General features: G+C 38.2%; 24 protein-coding genes and 3 tRNA genes. 12 read left to right on the forward strand and 15 right to left on the reverse strand.

The features are described from left to right. The first annotated feature begins 6 nt into the window (after positions 1-6). Both L2735_RS02470 and nadA read left to right on the forward strand, forming a co-directional pair. On the forward strand, positions 7-1,599 hold the full coding sequence (locus L2735_RS02470) for a dihydrolipoyllysine-residue acetyltransferase (protein ID WP_248983192.1): 1,593 nt from the start codon (positions 7-9) through the stop codon (positions 1,597-1,599). Between the two features lie 105 nt (positions 1,600-1,704). Continuing rightward, positions 1,705-2,772, forward strand: a complete 1,068-nt coding sequence (gene nadA, locus L2735_RS02475) for a quinolinate synthase NadA (protein ID WP_248983193.1) — start codon at positions 1,705-1,707, stop codon at positions 2,770-2,772. Positions 2,773-2,885: 113 nt separating this feature from the next. Here nadA and gap read toward each other — a convergent pair whose 3' ends face one another. Both gap and L2735_RS02485 read right to left on the reverse strand, forming a co-directional pair. Further along, on the reverse strand, positions 2,886-3,896 hold the full coding sequence (gap, locus tag L2735_RS02480) for a type I glyceraldehyde-3-phosphate dehydrogenase (protein ID WP_248983194.1): 1,011 nt from the start codon (positions 3,894-3,896) through the stop codon (positions 2,886-2,888). Between the two features lie 235 nt (positions 3,897-4,131). Further along, a complete protein-coding gene (locus L2735_RS02485) occupies positions 4,132-4,962 on the reverse strand; it encodes a DUF2989 domain-containing protein (RefSeq protein WP_248983195.1) in 831 nt (276 codons plus the stop codon). Positions 4,963-5,164: 202 nt separating this feature from the next. Here L2735_RS02485 and L2735_RS02490 point away from each other — a divergent pair, with 202 nt between their 5' ends. From L2735_RS02490 to L2735_RS02510, 5 genes are all read left to right on the forward strand, one after another. Beyond that, the gene (locus L2735_RS02490) at positions 5,165-6,601 is read left to right on the forward strand and encodes a glyceraldehyde-3-phosphate dehydrogenase (RefSeq protein ID WP_229368680.1); all 1,437 of its coding nucleotides are present in this window, start codon (positions 5,165-5,167) and stop codon (positions 6,599-6,601) included. A gap of 231 nt (positions 6,602-6,832) precedes the next feature. Beyond that, positions 6,833-6,908 (forward strand) — tRNA-Gly (locus L2735_RS02495). A 10-nt stretch (positions 6,909-6,918) separates the two neighbouring features. Then, a tRNA-Cys gene (locus L2735_RS02500) sits at positions 6,919-6,992 on the forward strand. A 52-nt stretch (positions 6,993-7,044) separates the two neighbouring features. Further along, positions 7,045-7,130: transfer RNA gene (locus tag L2735_RS02505), tRNA-Leu, on the forward strand. Positions 7,131-7,659: 529 nt separating this feature from the next. Next, the gene (locus tag L2735_RS02510; protein ID WP_248983196.1) at positions 7,660-8,853 is read left to right on the forward strand and encodes an amino acid aminotransferase; all 1,194 of its coding nucleotides are present in this window, start codon (positions 7,660-7,662) and stop codon (positions 8,851-8,853) included. 97 nt (positions 8,854-8,950) lie between these two features. Here the strand turns inward: L2735_RS02510 and yvcK are convergent, their stop codons facing one another. Beyond that, entirely contained in the window at positions 8,951-9,844 is an 894-nt protein-coding gene (gene yvcK, locus L2735_RS02515; protein WP_248983197.1) for a uridine diphosphate-N-acetylglucosamine-binding protein YvcK, read from the reverse strand. A gap of 192 nt (positions 9,845-10,036) precedes the next feature. On the opposite strand from yvcK, the gene L2735_RS02520 reads away from it, so the two are divergent. Together L2735_RS02520 and L2735_RS02525 are read left to right on the forward strand one after the other, a co-directional pair. Continuing rightward, positions 10,037-10,843 carry a glucosaminidase domain-containing protein gene (locus tag L2735_RS02520; protein ID WP_220755609.1) on the forward strand — a complete coding sequence of 269 codons (807 nt, stop codon included), beginning with the start codon at positions 10,037-10,039 and terminating at the stop codon, positions 10,841-10,843. Between the two features lies 1 nt (position 10,844). Next, positions 10,845-11,477: a DUF2987 domain-containing protein gene (locus L2735_RS02525; RefSeq protein ID WP_248983198.1), complete on the forward strand. Its 633-nt coding sequence runs from the start codon at positions 10,845-10,847 to the stop codon at positions 11,475-11,477. A gap of 69 nt (positions 11,478-11,546) precedes the next feature. On the opposite strand, the gene ttcA is transcribed toward L2735_RS02525, so the two are convergent. The 11 genes from ttcA to ccoN form a co-directional block, all read right to left on the reverse strand. Beyond that, the gene (gene ttcA / locus L2735_RS02530) at positions 11,547-12,476 is read right to left on the reverse strand and encodes a tRNA 2-thiocytidine(32) synthetase TtcA (RefSeq protein WP_428848285.1); all 930 of its coding nucleotides are present in this window, start codon (positions 12,474-12,476) and stop codon (positions 11,547-11,549) included. A 78-nt stretch (positions 12,477-12,554) separates the two neighbouring features. Beyond that, positions 12,555-13,484, reverse strand: a complete 930-nt coding sequence (gene uspE, locus L2735_RS02535; protein ID WP_248983200.1) for a universal stress protein UspE — start codon at positions 13,482-13,484, stop codon at positions 12,555-12,557. 91 nt (positions 13,485-13,575) lie between these two features. Next, a complete protein-coding gene (gene etrA / locus L2735_RS02540) occupies positions 13,576-14,328 on the reverse strand; it encodes an electron transport transcriptional regulator EtrA (RefSeq protein ID WP_248983201.1) in 753 nt (250 codons plus the stop codon). 55 nt (positions 14,329-14,383) lie between these two features. Then, the gene (locus L2735_RS02545) at positions 14,384-15,073 is read right to left on the reverse strand and encodes a sulfite exporter TauE/SafE family protein (protein ID WP_248983202.1); all 690 of its coding nucleotides are present in this window, start codon (positions 15,071-15,073) and stop codon (positions 14,384-14,386) included. Beyond that, entirely contained in the window at positions 15,066-15,332 is a 267-nt protein-coding gene (gene ccoS, locus L2735_RS02550; RefSeq protein ID WP_248983203.1) for a cbb3-type cytochrome oxidase assembly protein CcoS, read from the reverse strand. The genes L2735_RS02545 and ccoS overlap by 8 nt, the downstream gene beginning before the upstream one ends. Continuing rightward, complete coding sequence (locus L2735_RS02555) at positions 15,329-17,797, reverse strand: heavy metal translocating P-type ATPase (protein WP_248983204.1); 2,469 nt, start codon at positions 17,795-17,797, stop codon at positions 15,329-15,331. The genes ccoS and L2735_RS02555 overlap by 4 nt, the downstream gene beginning before the upstream one ends. Positions 17,798-17,803: 6 nt before the next feature. Beyond that, the gene (locus L2735_RS02560) at positions 17,804-18,283 is read right to left on the reverse strand and encodes a FixH family protein (RefSeq protein WP_248983205.1); all 480 of its coding nucleotides are present in this window, start codon (positions 18,281-18,283) and stop codon (positions 17,804-17,806) included. Between the two features lie 116 nt (positions 18,284-18,399). Next, entirely contained in the window at positions 18,400-19,368 is a 969-nt protein-coding gene (gene ccoP / locus L2735_RS02565) for a cytochrome-c oxidase, cbb3-type subunit III (RefSeq protein WP_248983206.1), read from the reverse strand. Continuing rightward, complete coding sequence (locus tag L2735_RS02570; protein WP_153913779.1) at positions 19,368-19,544, reverse strand: cbb3-type cytochrome oxidase subunit 3; 177 nt, start codon at positions 19,542-19,544, stop codon at positions 19,368-19,370. Before L2735_RS02570 ends, ccoP begins: the two co-directional genes overlap by 1 nt. Before the next feature lie 10 nt (positions 19,545-19,554). After that, the gene (gene ccoO, locus L2735_RS02575) at positions 19,555-20,169 is read right to left on the reverse strand and encodes a cytochrome-c oxidase, cbb3-type subunit II (RefSeq protein WP_248983207.1); all 615 of its coding nucleotides are present in this window, start codon (positions 20,167-20,169) and stop codon (positions 19,555-19,557) included. 11 nt (positions 20,170-20,180) lie between these two features. After that, positions 20,181-21,614, reverse strand: a complete 1,434-nt coding sequence (gene ccoN / locus L2735_RS02580; protein WP_248983208.1) for a cytochrome-c oxidase, cbb3-type subunit I — start codon at positions 21,612-21,614, stop codon at positions 20,181-20,183. A gap of 265 nt (positions 21,615-21,879) precedes the next feature. Between ccoN and L2735_RS02585 the strand changes: the two genes are divergently transcribed. The 3 genes from L2735_RS02585 (at position 21,880) to L2735_RS02595 (ending at position 24,763) form a co-directional block, all read left to right on the forward strand. Beyond that, positions 21,880-22,332 carry a hypothetical protein gene (locus L2735_RS02585; protein WP_248983209.1) on the forward strand — a complete coding sequence of 151 codons (453 nt, stop codon included), beginning with the start codon at positions 21,880-21,882 and terminating at the stop codon, positions 22,330-22,332. A gap of 104 nt (positions 22,333-22,436) precedes the next feature. Further along, a complete protein-coding gene (locus L2735_RS02590; RefSeq protein ID WP_248983210.1) occupies positions 22,437-22,670 on the forward strand; it encodes a hypothetical protein in 234 nt (77 codons plus the stop codon). 953 nt (positions 22,671-23,623) lie between these two features. Beyond that, complete coding sequence (locus tag L2735_RS02595; RefSeq protein WP_248983211.1) at positions 23,624-24,763, forward strand: major royal jelly family protein; 1,140 nt, start codon at positions 23,624-23,626, stop codon at positions 24,761-24,763. Between the two features lie 412 nt (positions 24,764-25,175). Here the strand turns inward: L2735_RS02595 and L2735_RS02600 are convergent, their stop codons facing one another. Continuing rightward, a complete protein-coding gene (locus L2735_RS02600) occupies positions 25,176-26,114 on the reverse strand; it encodes a LysR family transcriptional regulator (RefSeq protein WP_248983212.1) in 939 nt (312 codons plus the stop codon). Positions 26,115-26,194 lie beyond the last annotated feature (80 nt).

The following is a 26,194-nucleotide window of genomic DNA, read 5'->3' on the forward strand; positions in this document are numbered from 1 at the left end:
CAAGATATGATTAAAGATTTTATTTTGCCTGATATTGGCGAAGGCGTAGTTGAATGCGAACTCGTTGATTGGATGGTTAAAGAAGGGGATGTGGTTGTTGAAGATCAACCCATCGCTGATGTAATGACTGACAAAGCGTTAGTTCAAATTCCAGCACCTCATGCTGGTGTTATCACTAAACTTTACTATGCAAAAGGTGAAATTGCTAAGGTTCACGAACCACTATATGCCGTTGAACTTGATGCTACCGTTGCAAGCAATACAGACAACATATCTGACACAGAAACTACTGTTATAGCTGAAGAAGTTAACGCTTCTTCACCAACAGCTCATGAAACTTCAGCAGTGAGTAATGCCATAGAAGAATTTTTATTACCTGATATTGGCGAAGGTATTGTTGAATGTGAACTGGTTGAATGGCTAGTAGAAGAAGGTGAAATGGTGTCAGAGGATCAGCCAATCGCTGATGTGATGACTGATAAAGCACTGGTACAAATTCCTGCAATCAAAAATGGTAAAATTGTTAAACTGCATTACCGAAAAGGGCAGTTAGCCAAAGTTCATGAACCTTTGTTTGCAATTGAAGTTGAATCATCAAACCAAGCTGCTGAACCACAACAAGCAACTGTTGAAACCATTTCTGCAGATGTTGTAAATACAAACGAACCAGTGGCGCAAGGCAAAGCGTTAGCAAGCCCTGCGGTTCGTCGTTTAGCTCGAAGCTTAGATATCAATATTGCCAATGTACCTGGCAGTGGTAAGAGTGGCCGAGTTTATAAAGAAGATGTAGAAAACTTTGTAAACGGTAACTCTGTATCTAAACCATCTTCAGCAGAGACAACAGCCTCAGAGCCAGTGATTTCACCGACTCAACAAGTGGTCAGTCAATCAGTTGCTGACAGAGTAGAGCCAATTAAAGGTGTTAAAGCTGTCATGGCTAAAATGATGGTTGAGTCAGTATCAACCATTCCACACTTTACTTACTGTGAAGAGTTTGATTTAACCGATTTGGTTGCATTACGCGCTGAAATGAAACAGCGTTATTCATCTGATGAAGTTAAGTTAACCATGATGCCTTTCTTTATGAAAGCCATGTCGCTTGCTATCAATGAATTCCCAGTACTTAACAGTCAAGTTAATTCTGATTGTACTGAACTCACTTACAAAGCAAGCCATAACATTGGTATGGCCGTCGATTCTAAAGTTGGTTTATTAGTACCGAATGTAAAAGACGTTCAAAGCAAATCAATACTAGAGGTCGCTGCTGAAATTACTCGTTTAACAACAGCAGCTAGAAGTGGTCGAGTCAGTCCTGCTGATTTAAAAGGCGGTTCAATTTCAATTTCTAATATTGGTGCCTTAGGTGGAACCGTTGCAACGCCAATCATTAACAAACCTGAAGTTGCTATCGTTGCGTTGGGTAAGTTACAGACATTGCCTCGCTTTAATGCGAATGGTGAAGTTGAAGCTCGTAAGATTATGCAGGTTAGTTGGTCTGGTGATCATCGAGTTATTGATGGTGGGACAATTGCTCGTTTCTGTAATCTTTGGAAGCAATACTTAGAACAACCACAAGAAATGTTACTAGCAATGCGTTAATACTAGCTGGTTAATATTCAACACAATAAAGGACGCGAATGCGTCCTTTAATTTTGTTAAGGCTTTTTGTATAATCTCCGGACGTTGTAACTTCTCGGAACCATAATGATCACCTCGGCACCGAATATCGATTCTATCGAGTATCCATTTCCTGCAAAACCAGCTTTATTGTCAGACGCTGAAAAAGCTGCTGCGAAAGCAAGAATTAAACAATTGTTAATCGACCAAGACGCTGTTTTAGTTGCACACTATTATACTGATCCTGAAATTCAGGCACTTGCTGAAGAAACGGGTGGTTGTGTTTCTGATTCTCTTGAAATGGCACGTTTTGGACGTGATCATCCTGCAAAGAAGTTGATTGTCGCAGGCGTTAAATTTATGGGTGAGACATCAAAAATCTTAAGCCCTGAAAAAACGGTTTTAATGCCAACATTGGAAGCAACATGTTCATTAGACATTGGCTGTCCTATCGACAAGTTTTCTGAATTCTGCGATGCACACCCAGATCATACTGTTGTGGTTTATGCGAATACGTCTGCTGCGGTAAAAGCGAGAGCTGACTGGGTCGTTACTTCGAGTATTGCGCTAGAGATTGTTGAACACTTAGATAGTGAAGGCAAAAAAATTATTTGGGGACCTGATCGTCACTTAGGCAGTTACATTGCCAAAGAGACTGGCGCAGATATGTTGATGTGGCAGGGCGACTGCATTGTCCATGATGAATTTAAAGCCAAAGCACTAAGGGAACTTAAAATACAGCATCCAGACGCGGCTATTTTAGTGCACCCTGAATCACCTGCGAATGTGGTAGCTCTTGCTGATGCTGTTGGTTCTACTAGCCAATTAATTAAAGCAGCGCAGACAATGGATAACCAAGCGTTCATTGTTGCAACTGACCGCGGTATTTTTTATAAAATGCAGCAAGCAGCACCAGGTAAAACCTTAATCGAAGCACCAACAGGTGGTAATGGCGCTACGTGCAAGAGCTGTGCTCATTGCCCTTGGATGGCGATGAATGGATTACAGGCTATTGAAGCGTCGTTAACTGCTACTGATAAGACAGATCATGAAGTATTTGTTGACGATGCTTTACGTGATGATGCGTTAGTGCCACTCAATAGAATGCTAAATTTTGCTAAAACACTGAACATGAAAGTGAAGGGTAACGCATAGCGTTTATTGAGTTATTACTTTTTAAGTTAGCTTGTAATGAGTTAACAGCGAATAACAAAAAGCCCTGCAATTGCAGGGCTTTTTAATGGATTACGTCTAATGTATTAAGCTAATTATTTAGCAGTCATTAGCGCGACAGTATTATCTAACATGCGGTTACTGAAACCCCATTCGTTATCATACCAAGCCATAACTTTAACGAGTCGACCTTTAACTCTTGTTTGAGTTGCATCGAAATTAGAAGAGAATGCATTATGGTTGAAGTCGATAGAGACTAAAGGCTCAACATTAATGGCAAGCGCTTCATTTAAAGGTGAAGTTTTTGCTGCGTCAGCGACAATCTGGTTGATTTCTTCAACAGTAGTGTCACGAGATGCTTGGAAAGTTAAATCTACCAGTGACACGTTTACTGTAGGTACACGAACAGCTAAGCCGTCAAATTTACCTTGAAGCTCAGGAACCACAAGACCTACAGCAGCAGCTGCACCTGTCTGTGTTGGGATCATTGACATTGCAGCAGCACGAGCACGACGCAAATCAGTGTGGTAAACATCTGATAGGCGTTGGTCATTGGTGTAAGCATGAATAGTTGTCATTAAACCAGATTCAATACCTACAGCGTCGTTTAGCGGTTTTGCAATAGGAGCCAAACAGTTAGTAGTACATGAAGCATTTGAAATCACTGTCATGTCACTCTTTAACACTTCGTTGTTTACGCCATAAACAACAGTCGCATCGACATTCTTACCTGGTGCAGAAATGATTACTTTCTTTGCGCCAGCTGCTAAATGTGGTTGAACAGCTTCTTTAGAAGTGAAAATACCAGTACATTCATAAACCACATCAACGTTTAATTCTGCCCAAGGTAATTTAGAAGGATCTCTTTCTTGGAAAGTTAAGATTTTATCGCCATTAACGTAGATTGCTTCATCGTCATGGTCAACTTTAGCGTTAAAACGACCATGTACTGAATCATATTTGGTAAGGTGAGCATTGATTGAAGCATCACCCAAATCGTTTAAAGCTACGATTTCAATTGGGTAATCCTTTTCGCTTTCATAAAGCGCACGTAAAACATTTCTACCGATACGGCCATAGCCGTTAATTGCTACACGGATAGTCATTGCATATCCCTCAAGTGATTATAAATCTGTTACGTAAATCATATGGTAGTAAAATTACCAAATTAACGATTTTCGTCAAGTAAAAAAGCCTCAAAACGGCAATAAATCCCAAAATATCTGTATTTAATTTACAAAAGTCGACAATCAGCACTTCTAAACGACTTTTTTGAAAGTGCAATACACTGATGCTTGTTAATTAATTGCATTTTAGTGTAGCCAACAAGCGTGCCTTTGTTTATTCAAATCTTAATTTAATTTCACTTGTATCAAACTTACCTGCGTTAAGTTGCTTCACCAGTTCCGCCGCATCAATATTAAGTTGCTTTGCTAGTTCATTATTATTGGCTATTAACGCTAATAACTTTTCTTCTGAAGCAGTGTTGTCACTCATTAGCGTATTAGCCTTAGTCAACAAATACTCATTTTCTGTATTTTGCTCTCTTCTATAAACGGTTGCGAGTGCAAGCAGCCAATCTGAATCTATATTGCTCGCCTTAACATGAGAAAGTAAATGCAAATACAGCAACTTGGCTCTAGCTAAATCAGTCTTAATATAATGAGAGGCAACTTGTGCGATCATAAAAGTTTCAGAGAGCTCACCGGCTTGTTCGGCTTTAATGACAATATCGCGAGAAGGGAAGTCATTAAATTTCGTCCAACGATAATAGGCAAGGTAAATATCGGGGTTATCTTTTGTGTACTCTTGTAATTGAGCTAAGTTTTGAGTACTTACAGCGTAAGCACGTTCTCTGTCCTCAGTACGATGTGTATTAATTATATGTTTAATACCTGCAGCCAATTCGATGCACTTACTGTATGACTCAAGTTTAATTAATTGGTCATAAAGTTGCTTTCCCGACGGGGTTTCTGTGATTTTTAATTGGTAGCGGCTTCGAATTAAGTCGCCTTTTTCTACTAAACACCAACTATCTTTGTGTAAATCGGCACAAAGTTCAGGATTTTTTTTACAAATGCTGCCACTATTTCGGCCAACATCACAACCAAATAAGGCGAATATAGCAGCAAATAATGAAAATGATGTAATTATTACTAAACTTTTGTTCAAAACAGGCTCCAAAACAGGAATTTCTCTAATAAAATTACACGTTTACTAAAAATTTCTTACTGGCGAAAAAGTGCAAATTTCATTACAATGTCGCCGACCAAAAGGGGTAAACCCTACCAAATAACGATTATTGGTCTTTTCTTTTTGTTACTCAATTCTTTCTGCACACTAATGCTGAAATATGAGATAAAGGATCTTTTTAATGAGCGCTGATAAACACCTACAAAGTTGGCAAGAACGTTTCGAAATGGCTGAGGCTATGCAGCCTTTACTAGGTAAACTGTACCGTAATCAAGGCGTTGAAGTCTTAGTTTATGGTAAACCACTTTTAAACGCATCTACAATTGAAATTATTAAAGCTCATCGACTAGTTCGTCGTCACATTGGCGAAAAATTACGCCTACGTGAAAGCTTTCCATTCGTCGAAGCATTAAGCAAGTTATCAGTAAAGCACTGTAAAGTGGACATTGGCAAGTTAGCCATTAATTACTGGCGTGATAATGCTGATGCATCACAAATTCAAGCTTACATGACTAAAGAGCTGGAACAAGGCTTAAACTTTGGTGATGACGTTGAGTCGAAAGATGTTGTTCTTTATGGCTTTGGACGAATCGGTCGTTTATTAGCGCGTCTAATGATAGAAAAGACAGGTAAGAGTAATAAGCTTTGTTTACGTGCTATTGTTCTGCGTGGTGGTAAAAAAGGTGATCTAGAGAAGCGTGCTAGCTTATTACGTCGCGATTCAGTTCACGGACCATTCAATGGTTCTGTTGAAGTTGACGAAGAAAATAACGCGATCATTGCTAATGGTACCTACATTCAAATTATTTACGCAAATTCACCTGATCAAGTTGATTACACGCAGTACGGCATTAATAATGCGCTTGTTGTAGATAATACTGGTATTTGGAAAGATGAAGATGGCTTAGGTCTTCACCTTAAGAGCAAAGGCGCAAGTAAAGTACTTTTAACAGCGCCTGCTAAAGGCGCGATTAAAAACGTAGTTTACGGCGTAAATGAAAATGATATCTTACCTGAAGATATGATTGTTTCAGCTGCTAGCTGTACAACCAATGCTATTACACCTGTCCTTAAAGCGGTAAATGATAAGTATGGTATTGAAAATGGTCACGTTGAGACTATTCATTCATACACTAACGATCAAAACTTAATTGATAATTACCACAGTGCAGACCGTCGTGGCCGTAGTGCTCCATTAAATATGGTTATTACAGAGACTGGTGCCGCTAAAGCTGTTGCTAAAGCTCTACCTGTAATGGAAGGTAAATTAACAGGTAATGCGATTCGCGTCCCTACGCCTAACGTTTCAATGGCTATTATCAGTGTAAATCTAAATGGTGAAACAAATCGTGATGAATTAAATGAATATCTTAAAGATATTGCATTAACTTCTGAACTGAAAAACCAAGTTGATTACACTGACTCAACTGAAATCGTATCAAGCGATTTAGTCGGTTCACGTTACGCTGGTGTTGTTGACTCTCAAGCAACCATCGCTGACGGAAAACGTGCAATCCTATATGTATGGTATGACAATGAATTTGGTTATAGCTGCCAAGTTGTAGGTGTTATGCAAAAAATGTTAGGTCTAACTACGCTATCTTTACCTGAAGCGTAATTAAGTAAACATTATAAGTTTAAAATGCACTTCTATATGAAGTGCTTTTTTTTGCCTGTCATTCTTTAATAGACAATATTTACTCAATAAGTAGATTTAAACATCAAACAGTTATAAATGGCTTAAAATAGTGTAATTCTGCATTGACACATTTGCGTAAAACGGTAGAATTCCATTCCGCACTTAGAGACAAATTGATTAATCAATTTTATCAAGTGCATTGTTTGATATGCGACATTAGCTCAGTTGGTAGAGCGATACCTTGCCAAGGTATAGGTCATCGGTTCGAACCCGATATGTCGCTCCAATCAAACAACGGCGCGATGGCAGAATGGCTATGCTGCGGATTGCAAATCCGTCGACCTCGGTTCGACTCCGGGTCGCGCCTCCACAAATTTTGTTTAGTTGCTAACGAACGAGTTAGCGGTTAAAACAACACTTTTGCCCGAGTGGTGGAATCGGTAGACACAAGGGATTTAAAATCCCTCGCTTAATAGGCGTGCCAGTTCAAGTCTGGCCTCGGGTACCATTATAAATAAGCCTCGACAAATGTCGGGGCTTTTTTATGTCTAAAATCTAAAAAATTGGATCAAGAGTGGAACCCCTCGTTGTTGTAAAGTAGGGCGTGCTAGTTCGAGTCTGGCCTCGGGTACCATTATAAATAAGCCTCAACCAATGTCGGGGCTTTTTTATGTCTAAAATCTAAAAAATTGGATCAAGAGTGTAATCCCTCGTTGTTTTGAAGTGATGATGTCTTTTATTACAAGATAACTATTTATTAAGTGGCATTAATAATCCCAATCAAGGGCTAAAGCAATTAACTAAAAATTTTCTATATCCATTAGATAAAATGTTAGCTAAATCAGATAAAACCTATTTTGTAGTCTTAACAAAGGCTGGATGTTTAGAGAATATCTATTTTTTGACGTCAATATTTACCAAATGTTTAAACTGTGAACTAATTCTTCCAACAATACAAAAAGTCACTATTTCATTGTGCTATTCAATGGTATAAATACTTAAAAATAGTGGTTCACTTCATACGAAGGAAAGATGTAATGATATTTTCTCAGGTCCCTCAAGCTCCAGCCGATCCTATCTTAGGTTTAACAGATGCCTTTAAAAAAGACACTCGAAAAGAGAAAGTCAATTTAGGTGTGGGTATTTACAAAGACGAAGCAGGGCAAACGCCAGTGTTAAAGTCGGTAAAAAAAGCTGAAGCTATTTTATTAGAAGCTGAGAAAACAAAAAACTATCTTGGAATAGAAGGTGTAGAACAATACAACGCTGTTGTTCAAACATTATTATTTGGTGAAGAAAGTGACATTATTGCAAACAAGCGCGCTTATACAGCGCAAGCTCCAGGCGGAACTGGTTCATTAAGAGTTGCAGCGGAATTCTTAGTTAGAAATACAGATTCAAAAACATTATGGGTCAGTAATCCAACTTGGGCTAACCATCAAAATATCTTTCAGACAGCTGGTTTAGAGATAAAAGAGTATGGTTATTACAAAGCTGAAACCCATGCCATGGATTTTGACGCCATGCTGACTGATTTGCATGGCGCTAAAGCAGGTGATCTTGTGTTATTACATGGCTGTTGTCATAACCCGACAGGTATCGATTTAGATGCTTCGCAATGGGAAGTGATTGGCCAACTTTGTGCAGACAAAGAACTTGTTCCTTTATTTGATTTTGCATATCAAGGTTTCGGAGCAGGAATAGAAGAAGATGCTCAGGGCTTACGCATTGTTGCGGCTAAAGTGCCAGAGCTATTAATTGCCAATTCATTTTCTAAAAACTTTGGTTTATACAATGAACGTATTGGCGCTGTAACAATCGTTGCAGCAGATGAGCCAGCAGCTCAGAAAAGTTTCAGCCAAATTAAGAAAACCATTCGAGCTACATACTCAAACCCGCCAGCACATGGCGGTTTAATTGTCAGTACAATTTTATCTGATGATGCTTTACGTCAAGAATGGGAAGCAGAGTTGACTGAAATGCGCCAACGTATCGCAGAAATGCGTACGTTATTTGTCGATACTTTAAAGTCTGAAGGCGTAGAGCAAGACTTTAGCTTTATCTCACGCCAAAATGGCATGTTTAGCTTCTCTGGCTTAAACAAAGATCAAGTCAATCGTTTAAAAGATGAGTTTGCTGTTTATATTGTTGGTTCAGGTCGTATTAGTGTTGCTGGCATGACTAAACAAAATGTCCCTTTGATCTGTAAAGCGATTGCGCAAGTTCTGTAATCACACGAAATCATACTATTGATTATTAACATCAATATAAGAGCGAAAAGTCATGTTTACTTTTCGCTCTTTTTTATATTGTATTAAAGCATTTTATTTAAAGCTTCTTCATCACACTTGCTAATGCATCTGCTAGAAGTATTTTATTATGTAATCCTGCATGATGATCACTGACTAGCGGAAAATAGCTAACAAATTCGCCGATATCAATACTGTCACCATGGCTAATGACATTGTTAACGGCATCGCGGCCAACTAATTGATTAATCCAAATTATTTTTTCTTCTAATTTAAGTGTATTAGCGGCGCATAACTCATTGGTTAAGTTGTCTATGAAAACAATCTGAGCGCTTGATTGTTGAATTGCCTTTGAAATTTCAGGTAATAGTAGCGGCGGTAATACGCTAGTAAGAAAGCTTCCCGGGCCAATGATAATCATCTCTGCTTTGTTAATTGCCTGAATGGCTTCGCATGTCGCAGCCACTTGAGGTTCAACAGCTAAAGAGCTTGGTACTTCTTTCATCCCATCAACATTGGTTTCACCGAAGATTGTTTTGCCTTCAAGGTTTAATGCGGTTAGGTGGGCTGGCTCCTCAGACATTGGAATAATGCGAGTATCAATCTTTAATATGGTGCGGATTAATTTAATCGCTTCCATTGGCCTGACACAAAGCTGCTCTAAAGCGTACATAATGATATTGCCAAGATTATGGCCGTTTAATTCATTATCGCCATTGAAGCGATGATCAAATAGCATAGTGCCTATGGATGGACGGTGGGCTAATTGAGATAAACAGTTTCTTAAATCGCCCCAAGCAATGGTTGTTTCATCCTGGCGTATTCTTCCAGTTGAGCCTCCATTGTCAGTTGTGGTTACAATTCCGGTTAATTTAGGGCCTAAGAAAGATAATGCTGCTAATACGCGCCCTAAACCATGTCCGCCGCCTAGTGCAACAACATGACTGTACTGATGTAATTCTTGATTCATCATTTTTTGATTCCTTTCATACTCTTGATTCCTTTCATACTCTTGATGACTTTCTAATCTTGCATCGTAATAATGCATGTTAACTATTGCTTGATGCTAAAATTGAATGCTCAGAAATAATAGCATAAACACAGGACTGCTTTTAGTGATGAATCTGGGTATAATCATTTAAAAATTATTAAGGTAGGATTGTTCTTGAGAACTGGTAGAGTAGGTAAGTTTACCCTTGGCTTAGGCTTTGTGATAATCAGTATTATTTTGATTAGAGTATGGCTCGTTCCAACTTTGGAAAAGATTTTGGTCTCCACTCCTGAAATTCAGCAAAATGAGATAGAAGAAAAAACGGTTCCTAACTTCACCGCTATCAATGATATCCCAACAAAAAAACAAGTCTTTTTTGATTATATGGCTCCTGCTGTTAATCATCAAAATGCGCTAATTTTGAAAGAACGCAACTTTCTAAAAGTCATTTTAGCAAACCTAAACAATCAACAAGAGTTAACCGAAGCAGAATTGTTTAAGCTTAAACAGCTTACTAATAAATATAATTACTCTGTTAAAAAGTTCGATGAATCGACCTTGGCTCCTTTACTCATTAGAGTCGATACCGTCCCTGCAAAAATGGTATTGATTCAGGCAGCCAATGAAACAGGTTGGGGAAGCTCTCGCTTTGCCAAAGAAGGGAATAACTATTTCGGTCAATGGTGTTTTTCTAAAGGTTGTGGCTTAGTGCCACTCTCAAGAAAAGCAGGCTTGAATCATGAAGTTGCTTCTTTTGATACCCCAGAAGATTCTATTGCAGCATACATGTTGAATTTAAATACAAATTCAGCTTATCGATTATTACGTTCTATTAGAGCTGACATTCGTTCACAAGAAAAGGAGCCGACTGCTGAAGAATTAGTATTTGGCTTAATTCATTACTCTGAACGAAAAGATGCTTATATTGACGAACTACTAGAGATGTTACGCCAAAACAAAGCGTATTTAGCAGGTTTATAAAATGAATTTAAAAAAGTCGTCAATTATTTTTGCAGCAATGCTTATCAGTCCTTCTGTCATAGCTGATTCAGTTTCAATACCATATGCAGGTTTTTATGAAAGACTAAAGCAGGTCAACAAACATAATTATCAATTAGTGGAAGTTGCTTTTAGCGTACCTAAAAATAAAAACTGTGAAATGATATCTGGCAATATTACCACTGAAAAAAATGAATACCCGCTGACTTATGATAAAGATCAGCGCTTGTACCTTCCTTATGATGCACAGCTAAAATCTGATAGAGGCTTGCTAAATATTGAAGTAACAGGGGACTCGTCACTTTGTGGTGTTGCAATGCAAGTTCGCGCTAAATCCACGCAAGTAAAATACTCGAAAGAAGAGTTAATTGATGTCAAAAATGATATGGATGCGCTATTAGATGGCCAGCAAGGGTTTCCCATGAAATATTTTAGGAAACCAATCTCTGGATTAACATTCACTTTTAGTGGTTCAGAATTACCAGTTGCTGTCACTATAGATGGTAATAAGCAGGTGATACAAGAGCAGTTGCAATTAACCTCTGAACAACTTGAAAATTTACAGACAATCATTTTTGATGTTAAACCAAGTATCGTCAGCCCTTATGTTATGTAGTTTTTAATGGTATTAACTTCATAAAAAAGCCCTCAATTGAGGGCTTTTTTCTTACTAACTCATAATCATTTATGGTTTATAAGTTGTGACAATATCAATCTTAGATGCTTCATCAAGATTAATATGACCATTGTTACTGGTGTCTAAAAAATCAAACGCCGGTAAATCAGACTCAGCTACATCACCAGATAACGGTGCATCCGCGTCACGTTGCAGCGATAAAAAATCAAACACGTTTCTATCCACCCCTTGAGATGGAGAAGTATTTTGCATTGCGGTGAAAATAGTTTCGATGCGACCAGGAAACTCAACATCCCACTGATTTAGCATATCTTTTACTGCGCCACGTTTAAGGTTTTCTTGTGAGCCACATAAGTTACATGGAATGATTGGAAACTCTTTTAACTGCGCATACTCTGCAATGTCCTTTTCTTTACAATATGCTAATGGCCTAATCACCATATTTGCACCATCATCTGATAGCAGTTTTGGTGGCATTGCTTTCATTTTCCCACCAAAGAACATATTTAAAAATAAGGTCTCTATGATGTCATCTCTATGATGACCTAACGCTATTTTAGTCGCGCCAATTCGTTGTGCAAAGCCATAAAGCGTGCCACGGCGAAGGCGTGAGCATAAAGAGCAGGTGGTTTTACCTTCTGGGATTTTGTCTTTTACAATTGAATAAGTGTCTTTTTCTAAAATATGATAAGGCACAGACAGTTTATCGAGATAGGCAGGTAGAATATCTTCAGGGAAACCAGGTTGTTTCTGATCTAAATTAACAGCGACAATTTCAAATTTAATTGGTGCGCGTTTTTGTAGATTCAACAAGATGTCGAGCATTGCATAGCTATCTTTGCCGCCTGACAGGCAACACATAATAACATCGCCATCTTCAATCATTTGATAGTCACCTATCGCACGACCTACTTCATGACGTAATTTCTTTTCTAATTTTGCTCGGCGGTCTGCCAAGTGTTTTTCTTGTTGCTGCATTTCAGACATTAAAAAGCGCCCAGTAACCATCGTTTCAGGGCGCGTATTATTCCAGCATTCAGGCCGTTGGTAAAGACTTTAGTCTTCAAGTGGTGATTTATAACCCTCAGGTTTAACGGCTAGTAAATCACAATTGATACTATCGATGACATGTTCAGCAGTATTACCAATGAGTGCTGCAGAAAAACCAGTTCGACCTACAGTACCTAAAATCACGAGCTCTGCATCGAGTTGTAATGCCAATTCAGGGATAACATCTTCAGGTAAGCCTTCTTCAACATGGCAGTTTTCAAGTGGGATATTAAAACTATTGGCTAAATACTGAATGCGCTGTTCGTGTTGCATACGCACTGTGTCGTTATAACTTGCCGCATCAAACTCAGGAAGCTCAATCGCTAAATTCACAGGCGTACCAGGGTAACCATTTACCAAGTGTATTTTCGCTGAAAATTTTGCTGCAAGGCTTAATGCATTTTCAATAATTTTGGTATTTAGTGTCGAATGTTCATCATCTTCTGATGCAACATTAACAGCACACAAAATTTTTCCTGCCACTGGCCAATCATGCTCTTTAACCATTAGTACAGGAATAGGGGCTTTGCGTAATAAATGCCAGTCAGTTGGTGTGAAGATAATAGATTTTAATTTGTCATGTTCATGGGTACTTTTCACTAACAAATCGAAATCTTGTTCAATTGCATATTTAATAACACTTTCAAAAGGTCTGTTATGCCAAACAACTTTGGTTTCGATTTGTAAACCATTTTGAGTGTAGGGTGCTATTGCCTCTGCTAACCAACTTTCTCTTTGATCGATAACACCTTGGCGCATCGCTTCTCTTTCATGACTCGAAAGAATAGAAGTCATTTCATATGAAAAGTCGAAAATGGTTAAAAAAGCAGTAATAGATGCATTGGACTTGGAAGCAAGTTCAACGGCTCTTGCTAGAGCAGGCTGATGGTCTGTCATTGGGTTAATGACTACCAAAATCTTATTATAATCCTTCATAAAACCTCCAAGCTGTTTTTATATTACTATCACTTTTATCCGCAGTGATGTCATTGAGTTAGATCATATAATCAAAATTATATTAAACAAGTTAAGTCGCTATTCTTGAGTTACCCGCAAGTTGACTTAATGCAACATGGTCAACAATAGTGATGTACTTGCCTTTTACTTCAATTAGGCCAGCTTTTTGAAAACGTCCCAATAAACGGCTGATAGTTTCTACCGTCAAACCTAGGTAGTTACCAATATCACCGCGTGTCATTGTTAATCTAAATTCGTGAGGTGAGAATCCACGACTACCAAATCTATTTGCTAAATTATTAATGAATGCCGCTAAGCGCTCTTCTGCATTTTTCTTTGATAGTAATAAAATCATTTCTTGGTCGCCCATGATTTCATTACTCATTAAGCGCATGATTTGCTGTCTTAATTTGGGCATAGTACCCGAAAGGGTATCGAGTGTATCAAAGGGAATTTCACACACCATCGCCGTTTCAAGTGCTTGGGCAAAACTTTGGTGTATTTGAGAGTGAATACCGTCAAAGCCAATAACATCACCTGCTAAATGAAAACCAGTGATTTGTTCATCACCTTGTTCAGTAATGGTGAAACTTTTTATGGTACCTGAACGGATAGCAAACAAAGATTTGAGAGGATCACCTGATTTAAAGATCTGATCACCTTTTTGAACAGGTTTTTTCCGTTCGATAATTTCATCTAGTTTATCTAGTTCGTTATTATCTAACGTGAAAGGAATGCAAAGCGATTCCATACTGCAATCATGACAATGAATTGCACAACCACCAGTAGAAGCGTGAAGCTGTTTCGTTTGATCTGTAGGCATATATACTCTCAATTAATTACTACCATACCATGTTAAACTAATAACAAAGCTTCAGCTAGTTTAGCTGCATGATGGCAATATAAATAGTTTGTAATCCAAATATTACTATCAAGATCCCACTAAATAGTCTTACTTTCTTTTTTTGTACCCATCCAGCCAATTTTTTTGCGGTTAATCCAGCACTTAGCAATGCGGGTAACGTCCCTAAACCGAAAGCAAGCATCACCATAGCACCATTTAGGGCGTCACCAGCTGCTACCGACCAAGTCAATGTGCTATAAACTAAACCACAAGGTAACCAACCCCAAATCATCCCTGCAATTGTCGCTTGAAACTGGGTTTTGATTGGGAGTAATTTATTCGCTAAAGGCTTTAAAAACTTCCATAAACCTTTACCCAGTTTTTCAATATGAACGACACCAAACCAAATTTGCGCGATATATAAGCCTGTTATTATCATCATAATACCGGCAAGAATTCTTAAACCGATAAGATAACTATCAACGTCAAACATATAACCTAAAGCGGCACTACTTGCTCCAGCTAGTGCTCCGGCAATGGTATAGCTTAAAATTCTACCGAGATTGTAACTCAGTAAAAAACTTAACTGGTTTGCCAGTCGATTAGATGAAGTTGCGGGCAGGTTAGTTGCAAAAGCGCCAATAAGTCCGCCACACATACCAAAACAATGTGCAGCGCCCATTAAACCGACAAGAAAGGCTCCCCAAACATTATATTCAATCAAGAGGAGTGATCTTATTTAAAGGTTTTTCAATGTTAGCCTTTTCCGAACTAGTCGTAGCTGAAACAATTTCAGCAGTGCTATTTTGTTCAGGTTCAGCTGAAGTAGGAACATTTGCAGGGCTATCTTCGTCAAATAAAATAGACACACTTTGTCTATCTAAATCATCGAACTGTTCTGACTTAACAGCCCAAAAGAATACGGCTACAGCAACTGCCACAAATAACATGGCAATAGGAATTAACACGTAAATGATACTCATATTTTTACCCTTAGCAGGCGAAGACTATTTGAAACAACAATGATAGAGCTTATAGACATTCCAATTGCCGCAATATATGGCACAACATGACCAGTAACCGCTAATGGCAAAATAATAATGTTATAAGCAAACGCCCATATTAAGTTTTGTTTTATTATTCTATTAGTAAGTTTAGCAAGTTTAATGGCCTGATTAAATTTAGATAGGTGATCACCTAGTAAAATTAAATCTGCGCTATTTTTAGCTATCGCACTGCCACTGCCCATAGCGACTGATAAATTTGCTCCGGCTAAAACAGGCGCATCGTTAATACCATCACCAAACATAGCAACATGATGTTTTGTTTGTAGTTTGTTTATAAGTTCTAGCTTGTCTGCAGGGCTTAAACCAGAATATGCATGTTTGATATTCAATTGTTTTGCAATTTCATTTACATGCTTAGCACAATCACCACTAGCGATACTGACTTGTAAACCTGATTGTTGTAAATCAGATACAGCTTGTTGGCTATCAACCCTTATTGAATCCTGCAAAACAAAGCAAGCTGTTACTATATCGTCAATTGATAGCCACAATAATTGTCCATGACAATGTGAAGCATCTAATCCGTTAAACTGAGCATTGCCAATTTTAATCTCTTTATTATTGATTTTACCTGAGATGCCTAAACCCACATGATGGGTGATATCTGTCGCAACAACATATTTACTATTAAATGTTGAAAAAGCTTGTGCGATAGGATGCAATGAACCTAACTCAAGGGCTGCAGCATAATTAAGAACTGTTTGTTCATCATATTGAGAGTTTTGATTTTGGTTATTATTAAGCTGAGTATTTTCGCTAATATTTTCATCTGTCAGGATGGTTTTCTGAATAGAAACAGTGCCGCAAGTTAGGGTACCTGTTTTATCGAAAACGATATGTTGTAAAAGTGGCAGCTTTTCAAAAACACCAGCTTTTTGAACAATAATACCAAGTTTAGTAAAAATGGCTGTAGAGCAGGTGATAGCAGTTGGAGTAGCAAGGGCAAGCGCGCAAGGACATGTAGCTACAAGTACCGATAACATTACCCAGAAAGCATCATCAGGAGATATGAATTGCCATGCAACATAAGTTAAGGCAGCGATTAATATAATAGCAGTAGAAAAATAACTAGCTGATTTATCGACCATTAATGCAATTTTTGGCTTAGTGTTAGAGGCAACTTCTTGTAATCGGATAATTTCAGCAACTAATTGATCTTGCCCTAATGCGGTGACTTCAACAGTTAAAGGCTGATCAACATTAATCGTTCCCGCATACACCATATCCTGTTCAGACTTGATTAATGGCATCTGTTCGCCAGTAAGCATCGACTCATTTAATCCTGATTTACCTTGTAAAATGATGCCGTCTGCTGCGACAACTTCACCTGGCTTTATCAGAATTATGTCACCAATAATAAGTCGTTTAGCTGGAATTTCTGTAATGACTTCAACAGATTCAGATATCGAGTTGATTTCAGAATGAGCTTCAATGGTTTTTAAATTTGCAGTTAATGGCACTAATTTATGTAAGTTACTTGAACTGACAGAAGCTGTTTGTTTAGCTTTTTGTTCGAAGAATCGACCGAGTAAGAGGAAGAAGGTAAACATGGTGACAGATTCAAAATAAACTTCACCTGCTCCATTGATGGTTGCAATACAACTCGCAATATAAGCACCGGCAATCGCTAAGGATACTGACAAATCCATGTTTACTTTACCGCCGAGTAAACTTCTAACGGCACTAAAATAAAACGGTTGGGCTGAATAAAAAACAACAGGCGCTGCGAGTGTCATACTGACCCAGCGAAAGTAATCACGCATTTCTGTATCTTGTAAAACAAAGTAATCAGAATAAAGAGCAAGTGCGAACATCATCACTTGCATAGTGGCGAATCCTGCTAAACCTAACCTTAACAGAAATTTACGACTTTCTTGTTTACTTAACTTTTCTTGCTCATCTACTTGATAAGGTGCTGCTTGGTAACCTATACGGCTAATTGCTGATAAAATCTCACTGAGCTTTATAGTTGAATCATTCCAGGTTACTAAGGCGCGTTGCGTGGTAGAGTTAACTGAGATTTTTACAATGCCAGGTAGTTGTTTTAATTTATGTTCAATTAACCAAGCACACGCTGCACATGTTATCCCTTCAATAGAGACTGACAACGTTTTTTCGTCATCTTTTGAATAAACTAAATCTTGTTGAATTTCTGGTAAATCATAGGCGGAGTATTGAGCCAACTCTGAAGGAACTAATGCAGTTTGTTTACTACCCGGTTCACTTCTAAATTGATAATAACTACTTAAACCGGAATCGATAATCGCTTGTGAAACAGCCTGACAACCAGGGCAACACATAAGTTGCTCCTGATTATCAATTACGGTTGTAAATTCGCGGCCAGTGAGTACAGGTTCATTACAATGAAAGCACGTTTGCATGTATTATTAATTTAACCAGTAATCTACATCGTCTGTAATTTCAATGCGTTGCTGAATTCTCCAACTTGCATCAAAACCTTCTAATCGAACATTCCAAGGGCCTGATATCGCATCAGATAAACCTATTCGATAAGCACCATTACCATCTGCTGTGGCATTAATACTAAAATCTTTTTCTTCTAAAGTAGGGTGGATGAAATCCACTTTTAATGCGGCGCGATATTCTGGGCCACCATGTTGACTGATTTTTAATTCATGATCATCAACTTCAACTAAAAACTGCATCCCTAGATTCTTAGCTTGTTTAATTTTACGTAAATCCATATTAATGGCTTTACCTTCTTTATAATAATCATCTGATACCAACGTGTCCGCATTATCAATTGCAATGCTCATCGCGACCATACTTTTAATTACAACAACAGAGAGTAAAACAACAATAAACCAAGGCCAAAAATGCTTATACCAGGGAAGAGGAGCAGACATAAAACGGTCCTAAAAAGTAAGAATTATTATAGTGTTATTTTAACCCGAAAAGGCTTAAGAATCACTTAAAAAAAAGGCTTCGTTTTCACGAAGCCTTTGATGTTACTGTGTTGTAACTATTTGTTTGATAAGCTATAAACGTAAGCAGATATGACGTGAACTTTCTCTTCACCAAGAATGTCATCCCAGGCAGGCATTACGCCAGAACGTCCATTAGCAATAGATTGCATAACCTGCAATCGACTACTGCCATATAACCAAGCATCGTCGGTTAAATTAGGTGCGCCCATAAATTTATTACCAGTTCCGTCCATACCATGACAAGCAAAACAACCTTTCATGAATGAAGCTTGACCTTGCGCTGCGAGAGTAGCGTCATGATCACGACCTGATAATTTAAATACGTATTCAGCTAGACCTTGAATTTCACTGTCTTCGATTGGTAACCCACCTTTAGGCGGCATCATACCATTTCGACCGTTCATAATTGATGTCTTGATAGTTGCAAGCTCGCCACCATATAACCAATTATTATCAGTTAAGTTAGGAAAGCCAATACTACCGCGAGCATCAGAGCCATGACACTGTGCACAGTTTTGTAAGAATAGACGGCCACCCACTTTCAATGCTTCTTCATCTTTAACTAAATCCTCTAAAGGAGTTGCTAAATAAGCAGCAAAAATTGGTCCGAACTTTTCATCAGCTGCAGCGACTTCACGGTCATACTGCGACAAACGATTTTCAGCTTTAGCAAGTTCTACGGCAGCTTTTGAATCGGCTTTAATGCCTTCTTCATAACCTATACTTTGGTTAGAACTTGTCCAACCAAATAGACCTTTATAGCTACCAAGACCTGGATATAGGGCTAGATAAATCAAGCCAAAGACAATACTGATGTAGAACATATAAGTCCACCACTTAGGGAGGGAATTATTAAGTTCTTCAATACCGTCAAAGCTATGGCCCATTGATTCGCCTTCTTTAACTCCTGTATTGTCTTTTGAACAAGCACGTAAAAGTAAGAAACAACCAACAATCACTAACAAAGTTGGAAAAATAATCCAAACATTCCAAAAGATACTCATTACTTGTTATCTCCTGAATGGTTAGTTTGCTTTGCGATTTCTTCTTCAGAAAAAATCAGGTTAGCGGCTTCATCAAATTTCGGTTTACTTTTTGAGCTGTAAGCCCAGTAAAAAATACCGGCAAATACGACCATAACAATAATGGTAAGAATGCCTTGTAACGTTCCGTAATCCATAATTGCCTCCTTATTTCAGCGCGTGACCAAGTGACTGAAGGTAAGCGATTAACGCTTCTAATTCAGTCTTGCCTTCTACAGCAGCCTGCGCACCTGCAATTTCTTCTTCGGTATACATATTATCATCCGGATGGAAATTGCTTAAGATTTGCATCTTTTTACCAGTGAGCTTGCCGTCAAGTTTAGCCTCTGCTAACCAAGGGTAAGCAGGCATATTAGACTGAGGTACCACGTCACGTGGATTGATTAAATGTACTTCATGCCACTTATCACTATAACGACCGCCAACACGGGCTAAGTCTGGACCTGTACGTTTAGAGCCCCATTGGAAAGGGTGATCCCATACTGATTCACCAGCGACAGAGTAATGTCCGTAACGTTCTGTTTCAGCGCGTAAAGGACGGATCATTTGGCTGTGACAGTTATAACAACCTTCACGTACATAGATATCACGACCTTCAATCTGTAAAGCGTTATACGGGATTAACCCTTCAACTGGTTCAGTTGTATCCTTCGAAAAAATCAACGGAGTGATCTGAACTAAACCGCCAAAACTAATCGCGATGACAGTGAAGATACCCAGCAGACCGATGTTTTTCTCGATTAATTCATGATTAAATTTCATCGTTCTGCCCCTTATGCTTTTTCTTCAGATAATGGTGGTAAAGAATCTTTAGGTGCATTAACAGTACGGATGACGTTATACGCCATAATCAACATACCCGTTAAGAAGAACACACCACCAATAAAGCGAACAAAGTAGAAAGGATAAGACGCTTCTAAACTTTCAACAAAGCTATAAGTTAATGTTCCGTCAGAGTTAACTGCGCGCCACATCAGACCTTGCATCACACCAGAAATCCACATTGCTACGATGTATAACACTGTACCAATTGTCGCTAACCAGAAATGAACATTCACTAAATTAGTGCTGTACATGCGGCCATGGCCAAACAGGACAGGAATAAGATGGTAAAGAGAACCAATAGAAACCATTGCAACCCAACCTAAAGCGCCTGAGTGAACGTGTCCAACGGTCCAATCGGTATAATGCGATAAGGCGTTAACAGTTTTAATTGCCATCATTGGCCCTTCGAAGGTAGACATACCGTAGAAAGACAATGAAACAACTAAGAAACGAAGTACAGGATCGGTACGTAGCTTATGCCAAGCACCAGATAAGGTCATAATACCGTTAATCATGCCACCCCAAGATGGAGCAAATAAGATTAGCGACATCACCATACCAAGAGTCTGAGTCCAGTCAGGTAACGCTGTATAATGAAGATGATGTGGACCAGCCCAAATATACAGTGCAATCAACGCCCAAAAGTGAACAATTGAAAGACGGTAAGAATAAACTGGGCGTCCAGCTTGCTTAGGGACAAAGTAATACATCATGCCTAAGAAGCCTGCAGTTAATAAGAAACCAACCGCATTATGTCCATACCACCACTGTACCATCGCATCAACTGCGCCTGAGTACATGGAATATGATTTGAATAAGCTGACAGGTACAGCCATTGAGTTAACAATGTGCAGTACTGCTACCGTGATAATGAAAGCACCAAAGAACCAGTTTGCAACATAAATGTGCGAGGTTGTTCGTTTAATGATAGTTCCAAAGAACACTACAGCATATGTAACCCAAACAATGGTTATGGCAATATCAATTGGCCATTCCATTTCAGCATATTCTTTCCCTGAGGTGAAACCCATAGGTAAAGTTATTACTGTTGAGAGGATAATGGCTTGCCAACCCCAGAATGTAAATGCAGCTAATTTAGGCGCAAATAATCGGGTTTGACAGGTACGCTGTACGATATAGTAGGATGTTGCGAAAAGGGCTGAAGTACCAAACGCGAAAATCACAGCATTCGTATGAAGTGGTCTTAGACGACTATACGTTAACCATGAGGTTTCGAAGTTCAGTTGTGGCCAGATTAACTGGGCCGCAATCAATACACCCACTGCCATACCAACGATTCCCCACAAAACTGTGGTTAATGCGAATTGGCGAACAATAGTGTAGTTGTAATCAGCGCCTGTAGGCTGGGAATGATTCATCATAATGCTTCCACGGCTTATTACTTTTAATTATAGTAAAGAAGGACTTTACCTGTTTAGGCTGACTATCGCAGAAAAAACAACCTTAAATGAAGTTGCTTTTTAATGCTTTGTCAAGGTGTTACCTCATGTTTTTTATATCTATCACGAGGTAATGCAATGATACTTGAGCTGTGTCAAAAAAGATACTCAGGGAACCTGAGTAAACTTGATCCAGATCAATTTCCTAAAGATAATGTTATCAATTTGAATCATGAGGTTATTATTTGTGCATTTTTTAACAAAGTCTGCTTTCTTGTTATTTTTTATTGCTAATTTAGTAGGATGCGATTCACAACCTGAAAATCTAAACAGACAAAGCAGAATTGTCGATAAGACACTCTGTCAATTTAGTCAGGGAAAATGTGAACAAAATGTACACGGCATGGAAATTTCTCTTTTGATTAATCCTGTTTTCACACCAAGTGAAAAACCGTTAGATATCGCGCTTAATTTTTCAAAACCTGTAAAGAATGTGCAAGTTAGAATAGAAGGGCGAGATATGTTTATGGGTATCATTCCTGTCAAGCTATCAACCACAGATTATAAAGCTTATACAGGTAATGCGATTTATGGCTCATGCAGTAGTGATTATATGGTGTGGAGAACAATGATTAGCTTCACACAGGACGATGCTACAAAAACAGTTTGGTTTGATTTTTTAGCTGATAATCATGTTTAATAACTTCAAATGACAAATAAGCAAATCAAACCCACAATAATGCTATTGATAATCATTCTCATTAATGTATAATTTAATTCATCACATTAAAAGAGATAAAGTCGATGAGCCAACTCAATATTTCCATTCCATTAGATAAAATGGCCGCACTTATTCAAGCCGGGCATCTTTGTGTAGCAGACGTTAAAAGTTTAGACAATGAAACTAAAAAAAAGCTTTGGCAGTTATGTTTGATGTCTTGTAAGCAAAGAGTTCATTGTTACGAGTCACTAACTTTGAACAATCAAAGTTCGGATCTTATTGACGAACAGTTAATCTCAATGTTCCAACCAAATTAAATAGCATTGTTTTACACGCTTAAATGTGTGGATTAGCCTATCTATATAAACACAATAATTATTAGTTTTCTGCTCAAAAATGTTTTAGTTTTCAAGATTAATAAACATAAAAGCATGTATTGCTTGTGGAACACATGCTTTTTATAAAATTATTTTTCAGTCCATTCGAATAATAAAAGTTTGCTCATCATTAAACAAAGCCGCCGTAATAAATACCAGACCACGCCCTCAACGTGACAGGCAACCTGTAGCTCCAAATCTTCTTCCTTCCCCCTTCCTTTTAAAAGAACCAGTATCGGTTAATATACCGCTTAAAGTAGGTAAGTCCCCCTAATTGTGTTTAGCTTATTCAATCAGATTTAATTCAGTGGCGGCACAGAGGCAATAGGGGATCGTATCGAGTTCTTCGAAAGTTGTAATCATTAGCCAGTCGATACCGTTAACATGATGAAGAAACTTTGTATTTCTCACATTTAAAATGCGAATGTTCTATCACTTTAAAGGTAAAACTTAGAAAAAATTTAGATGCTAAATGTCGTAAAGTTTACATTTTTGGCCATTTACTAAATTAACTTAAAACATGTTTATTCCATTATTTGTTAGCGAGATAAAGCGGCTTACGCACTAATATACAAAAGAGCCAAATATTTTCTAATGTTTTGACCACTAAAACTGATTTAAAAGTACTAAATACGCACTTTAAAGTTTTACGCTGATGACTAGTTTGAAAAGCGCTGGCTAGGATGGAAATAGGTGCTATATTTTAAAATATGATCAGCTTATTTGAGTATGTTTATAACTTTCGGACATTAATTTAATTAACCTACAAATTAAGTTTGATGCTGTATTTCAGGTTGTTAAAGCGAACAAGCTTTTTTTAACGTTTATTACATAGCAAAGCCTGCAACAACTTTAATCTAATTTAATTAATTTCTTTTAAGGAGATAAGTTCAATGAAATTAATAACTGGAACATATCTGTTATTGTCGTCATTGGTCAGTTCAGCTTGCTTTGCTGCAAGTGACGAACAAAGGACTGTACAAAACGAAGTATATGCAGAACTTGATCAAGGAATTTCTTCGATTACGGTTACACCTAACAATCGTTTTATTTTTGCATACCACCCTTTTTACAACCCTGAGGTAAAAGTGGGTGAACGATTAACAAATGGGGAAATTTTACCTTTTCCGAATGCTGAAATGCAAAATGCTTATGATAAAAATGGCATGTTAAAGCCAGCTGGTAGCTATTTAAACTGGGTTTTAACTGCTAGATCAGATGGTGAAGATACCGTTTGGATACTAGATTCAGGGCAATCTGAACCTCGTATTACGCCTAAACTGGTCGCTTGGGACATCAACAAAAATAAGCTTATAAAAGTTATTTTTTTACCAGACGGTGTTTCATTGCCTGAATCGCAACATAATGATTTCGCACTATCTAAAAAACACAATTTGATAGTGATTGCCGATGAGGGAATTGCCATTGGACCAGTAGGGAATAAAGCTGCATTAGTTGCAGTGGATATTGAAACGGGTGAAAGCAGAAGATTATTGCAAGGTACTGAAAACGTTACGCCTAAAAAAGGCTTCCCGACGGTTTTAGAACAGGGCAGAAAATCAGAGCGCGAGTTAGAGTTATTGATAGGCGTTGATGGAATAGTATTAGATAAACAAGAAGAATGGCTTTATTTTACTGTGACAAATGACAACAAAGTGAGACGAGTTAAAATGGCCTCTCTAGCCGATAAGTCTTTAAGGAGTGAAGAACTAGCCAAACAAGTTGAGTTTTATGCCACCAAGCCAGTCAATGGTGGTTTTACGATTGATTCGGCAGGGAATTTATATTTATGTGAACTTGGAAGACCAGGTATTGGGATAATCCCTGCTGATACTAAACTGTATCGTCTTTACACTACAAATAAAAATATGATCTGGCCAGATGCTGTGAATACAGGGCCGGATGGTTTTTTATATACAGGGGCAGCTCAACTTTCTTTATCGGCTCCTTTCAATAATGGCAAAGCAGAAAATAAGCCACCATATCGTATTTATCGGTTTAAACCATTGGCCCCACCCCTTATTGGGCGTTAGTAAAATAATAAATGGGGTGCAATTTATAAATTTGTATACTTAAAGCAATTTACCTTCAATTGACTAAAAAAATCCAATACAACGAAATTGCACTGCACCTTTTAACGTGCGCAGAGGGAATGAAGTTGATTTATTCACATATCTTTTTTCGAATTGATCAAATTCCCTAGCGGGCTAAATGAGGACTGATTTATTCCAAATACCTTTTTTATCGATTCTTAATAGTGATTGCTAGCGTTCGTGGCCGATAATTCAAAGAAGACGCCATAAATATACTATTAATTTCATGAGCTGCCTCAGACTTTGACGTAATCAATGTTATTGCAGCATAATTTAATATTATAAAACTTAAACTTTAACAGGCATTTGTTAGACAGTAACGCCAAAAATCGTCATGCTAAAATAGCATGATTTATTTGATTTTATTGTTGAGAGTATTCAGTTCATCGCCGTAACGTTGATGATTGGTTTGACGGATAACCGTTTCCATATAATCTAAAAAAACTTTGATACGCACAGGTGTCAAGCGCCCAGGAGGGCGTACAGCCCATATACGGGTTTCTGGCCAAACTCGATAGTCGCTTAAAATTGGGAACACTCGACCTGCTTTAATTGAGGGACCGGCATGCCATAGTGACGCCATACCAATACCGACTCCCGCCTCAGTTAAATCGCTAATTGCATCTCCCCAGTTAACACTAATAGGCCCTTTCACTGAAACTTCATGCATATCACTTAGTTTGTCTTTAAATGTCCATTGGTGTTGTCCAGCAAAAGGGATACAAGTATGGTGACTAAGCTCCTGTGGGGTATTAGGTGTACCATGTTGAGCCAGATATTCAGGCGAGGCAACAATGACAGAGGGGTTATTGGCTATGCGCCTAGCAAGTAAGCTGTTAGATTTTAACTCACCCATACGAAAAGCAATGTCATACCCTTGCTCAACAATATCTACCTGTTTATCGGTAAAATCTATGTCTATTTCAAGCTCGGGGTATAACGCTAAAAGCTTGGGAATAAAAGGCACGATGTATATTCTGCCATAGGATGCAGACACGGTTAAGCGAATAATACCCTGTACTTTATTGCGCTCACCTTTAAAAACATTACGTGTTTCCTCAAGTTCGTCAAGCAGGCGCTTAGCATGTTCTAAAAAAACCTGTCCATCATACGTTAAGCTTACAACTCGGGTTGAACGATGAAATAGTTTTATGCCTAATGTTGCTTCCAGGTGTTGAATTCGTTGACTAGCATTCGTGCTTGAAAAACCAAAATCCTCCCCTGCACGGCCTATTTTCCCCATTTCGGACACTCTAACAAAGAGTGCTAAATTTTTAAAATCAAGATCCATTAGGCTCTCCAAGCGGGGGGATAAAGGTAGCAGTTAATATTAATCCCATATTTTGGGATTATCAATCCTGCTATTGCCCG

The sequence above is a fragment of the Shewanella olleyana genome (assembly GCF_023283825.1).
Taxonomy (GTDB): domain Bacteria; phylum Pseudomonadota; class Gammaproteobacteria; order Enterobacterales; family Shewanellaceae; genus Shewanella; species Shewanella olleyana.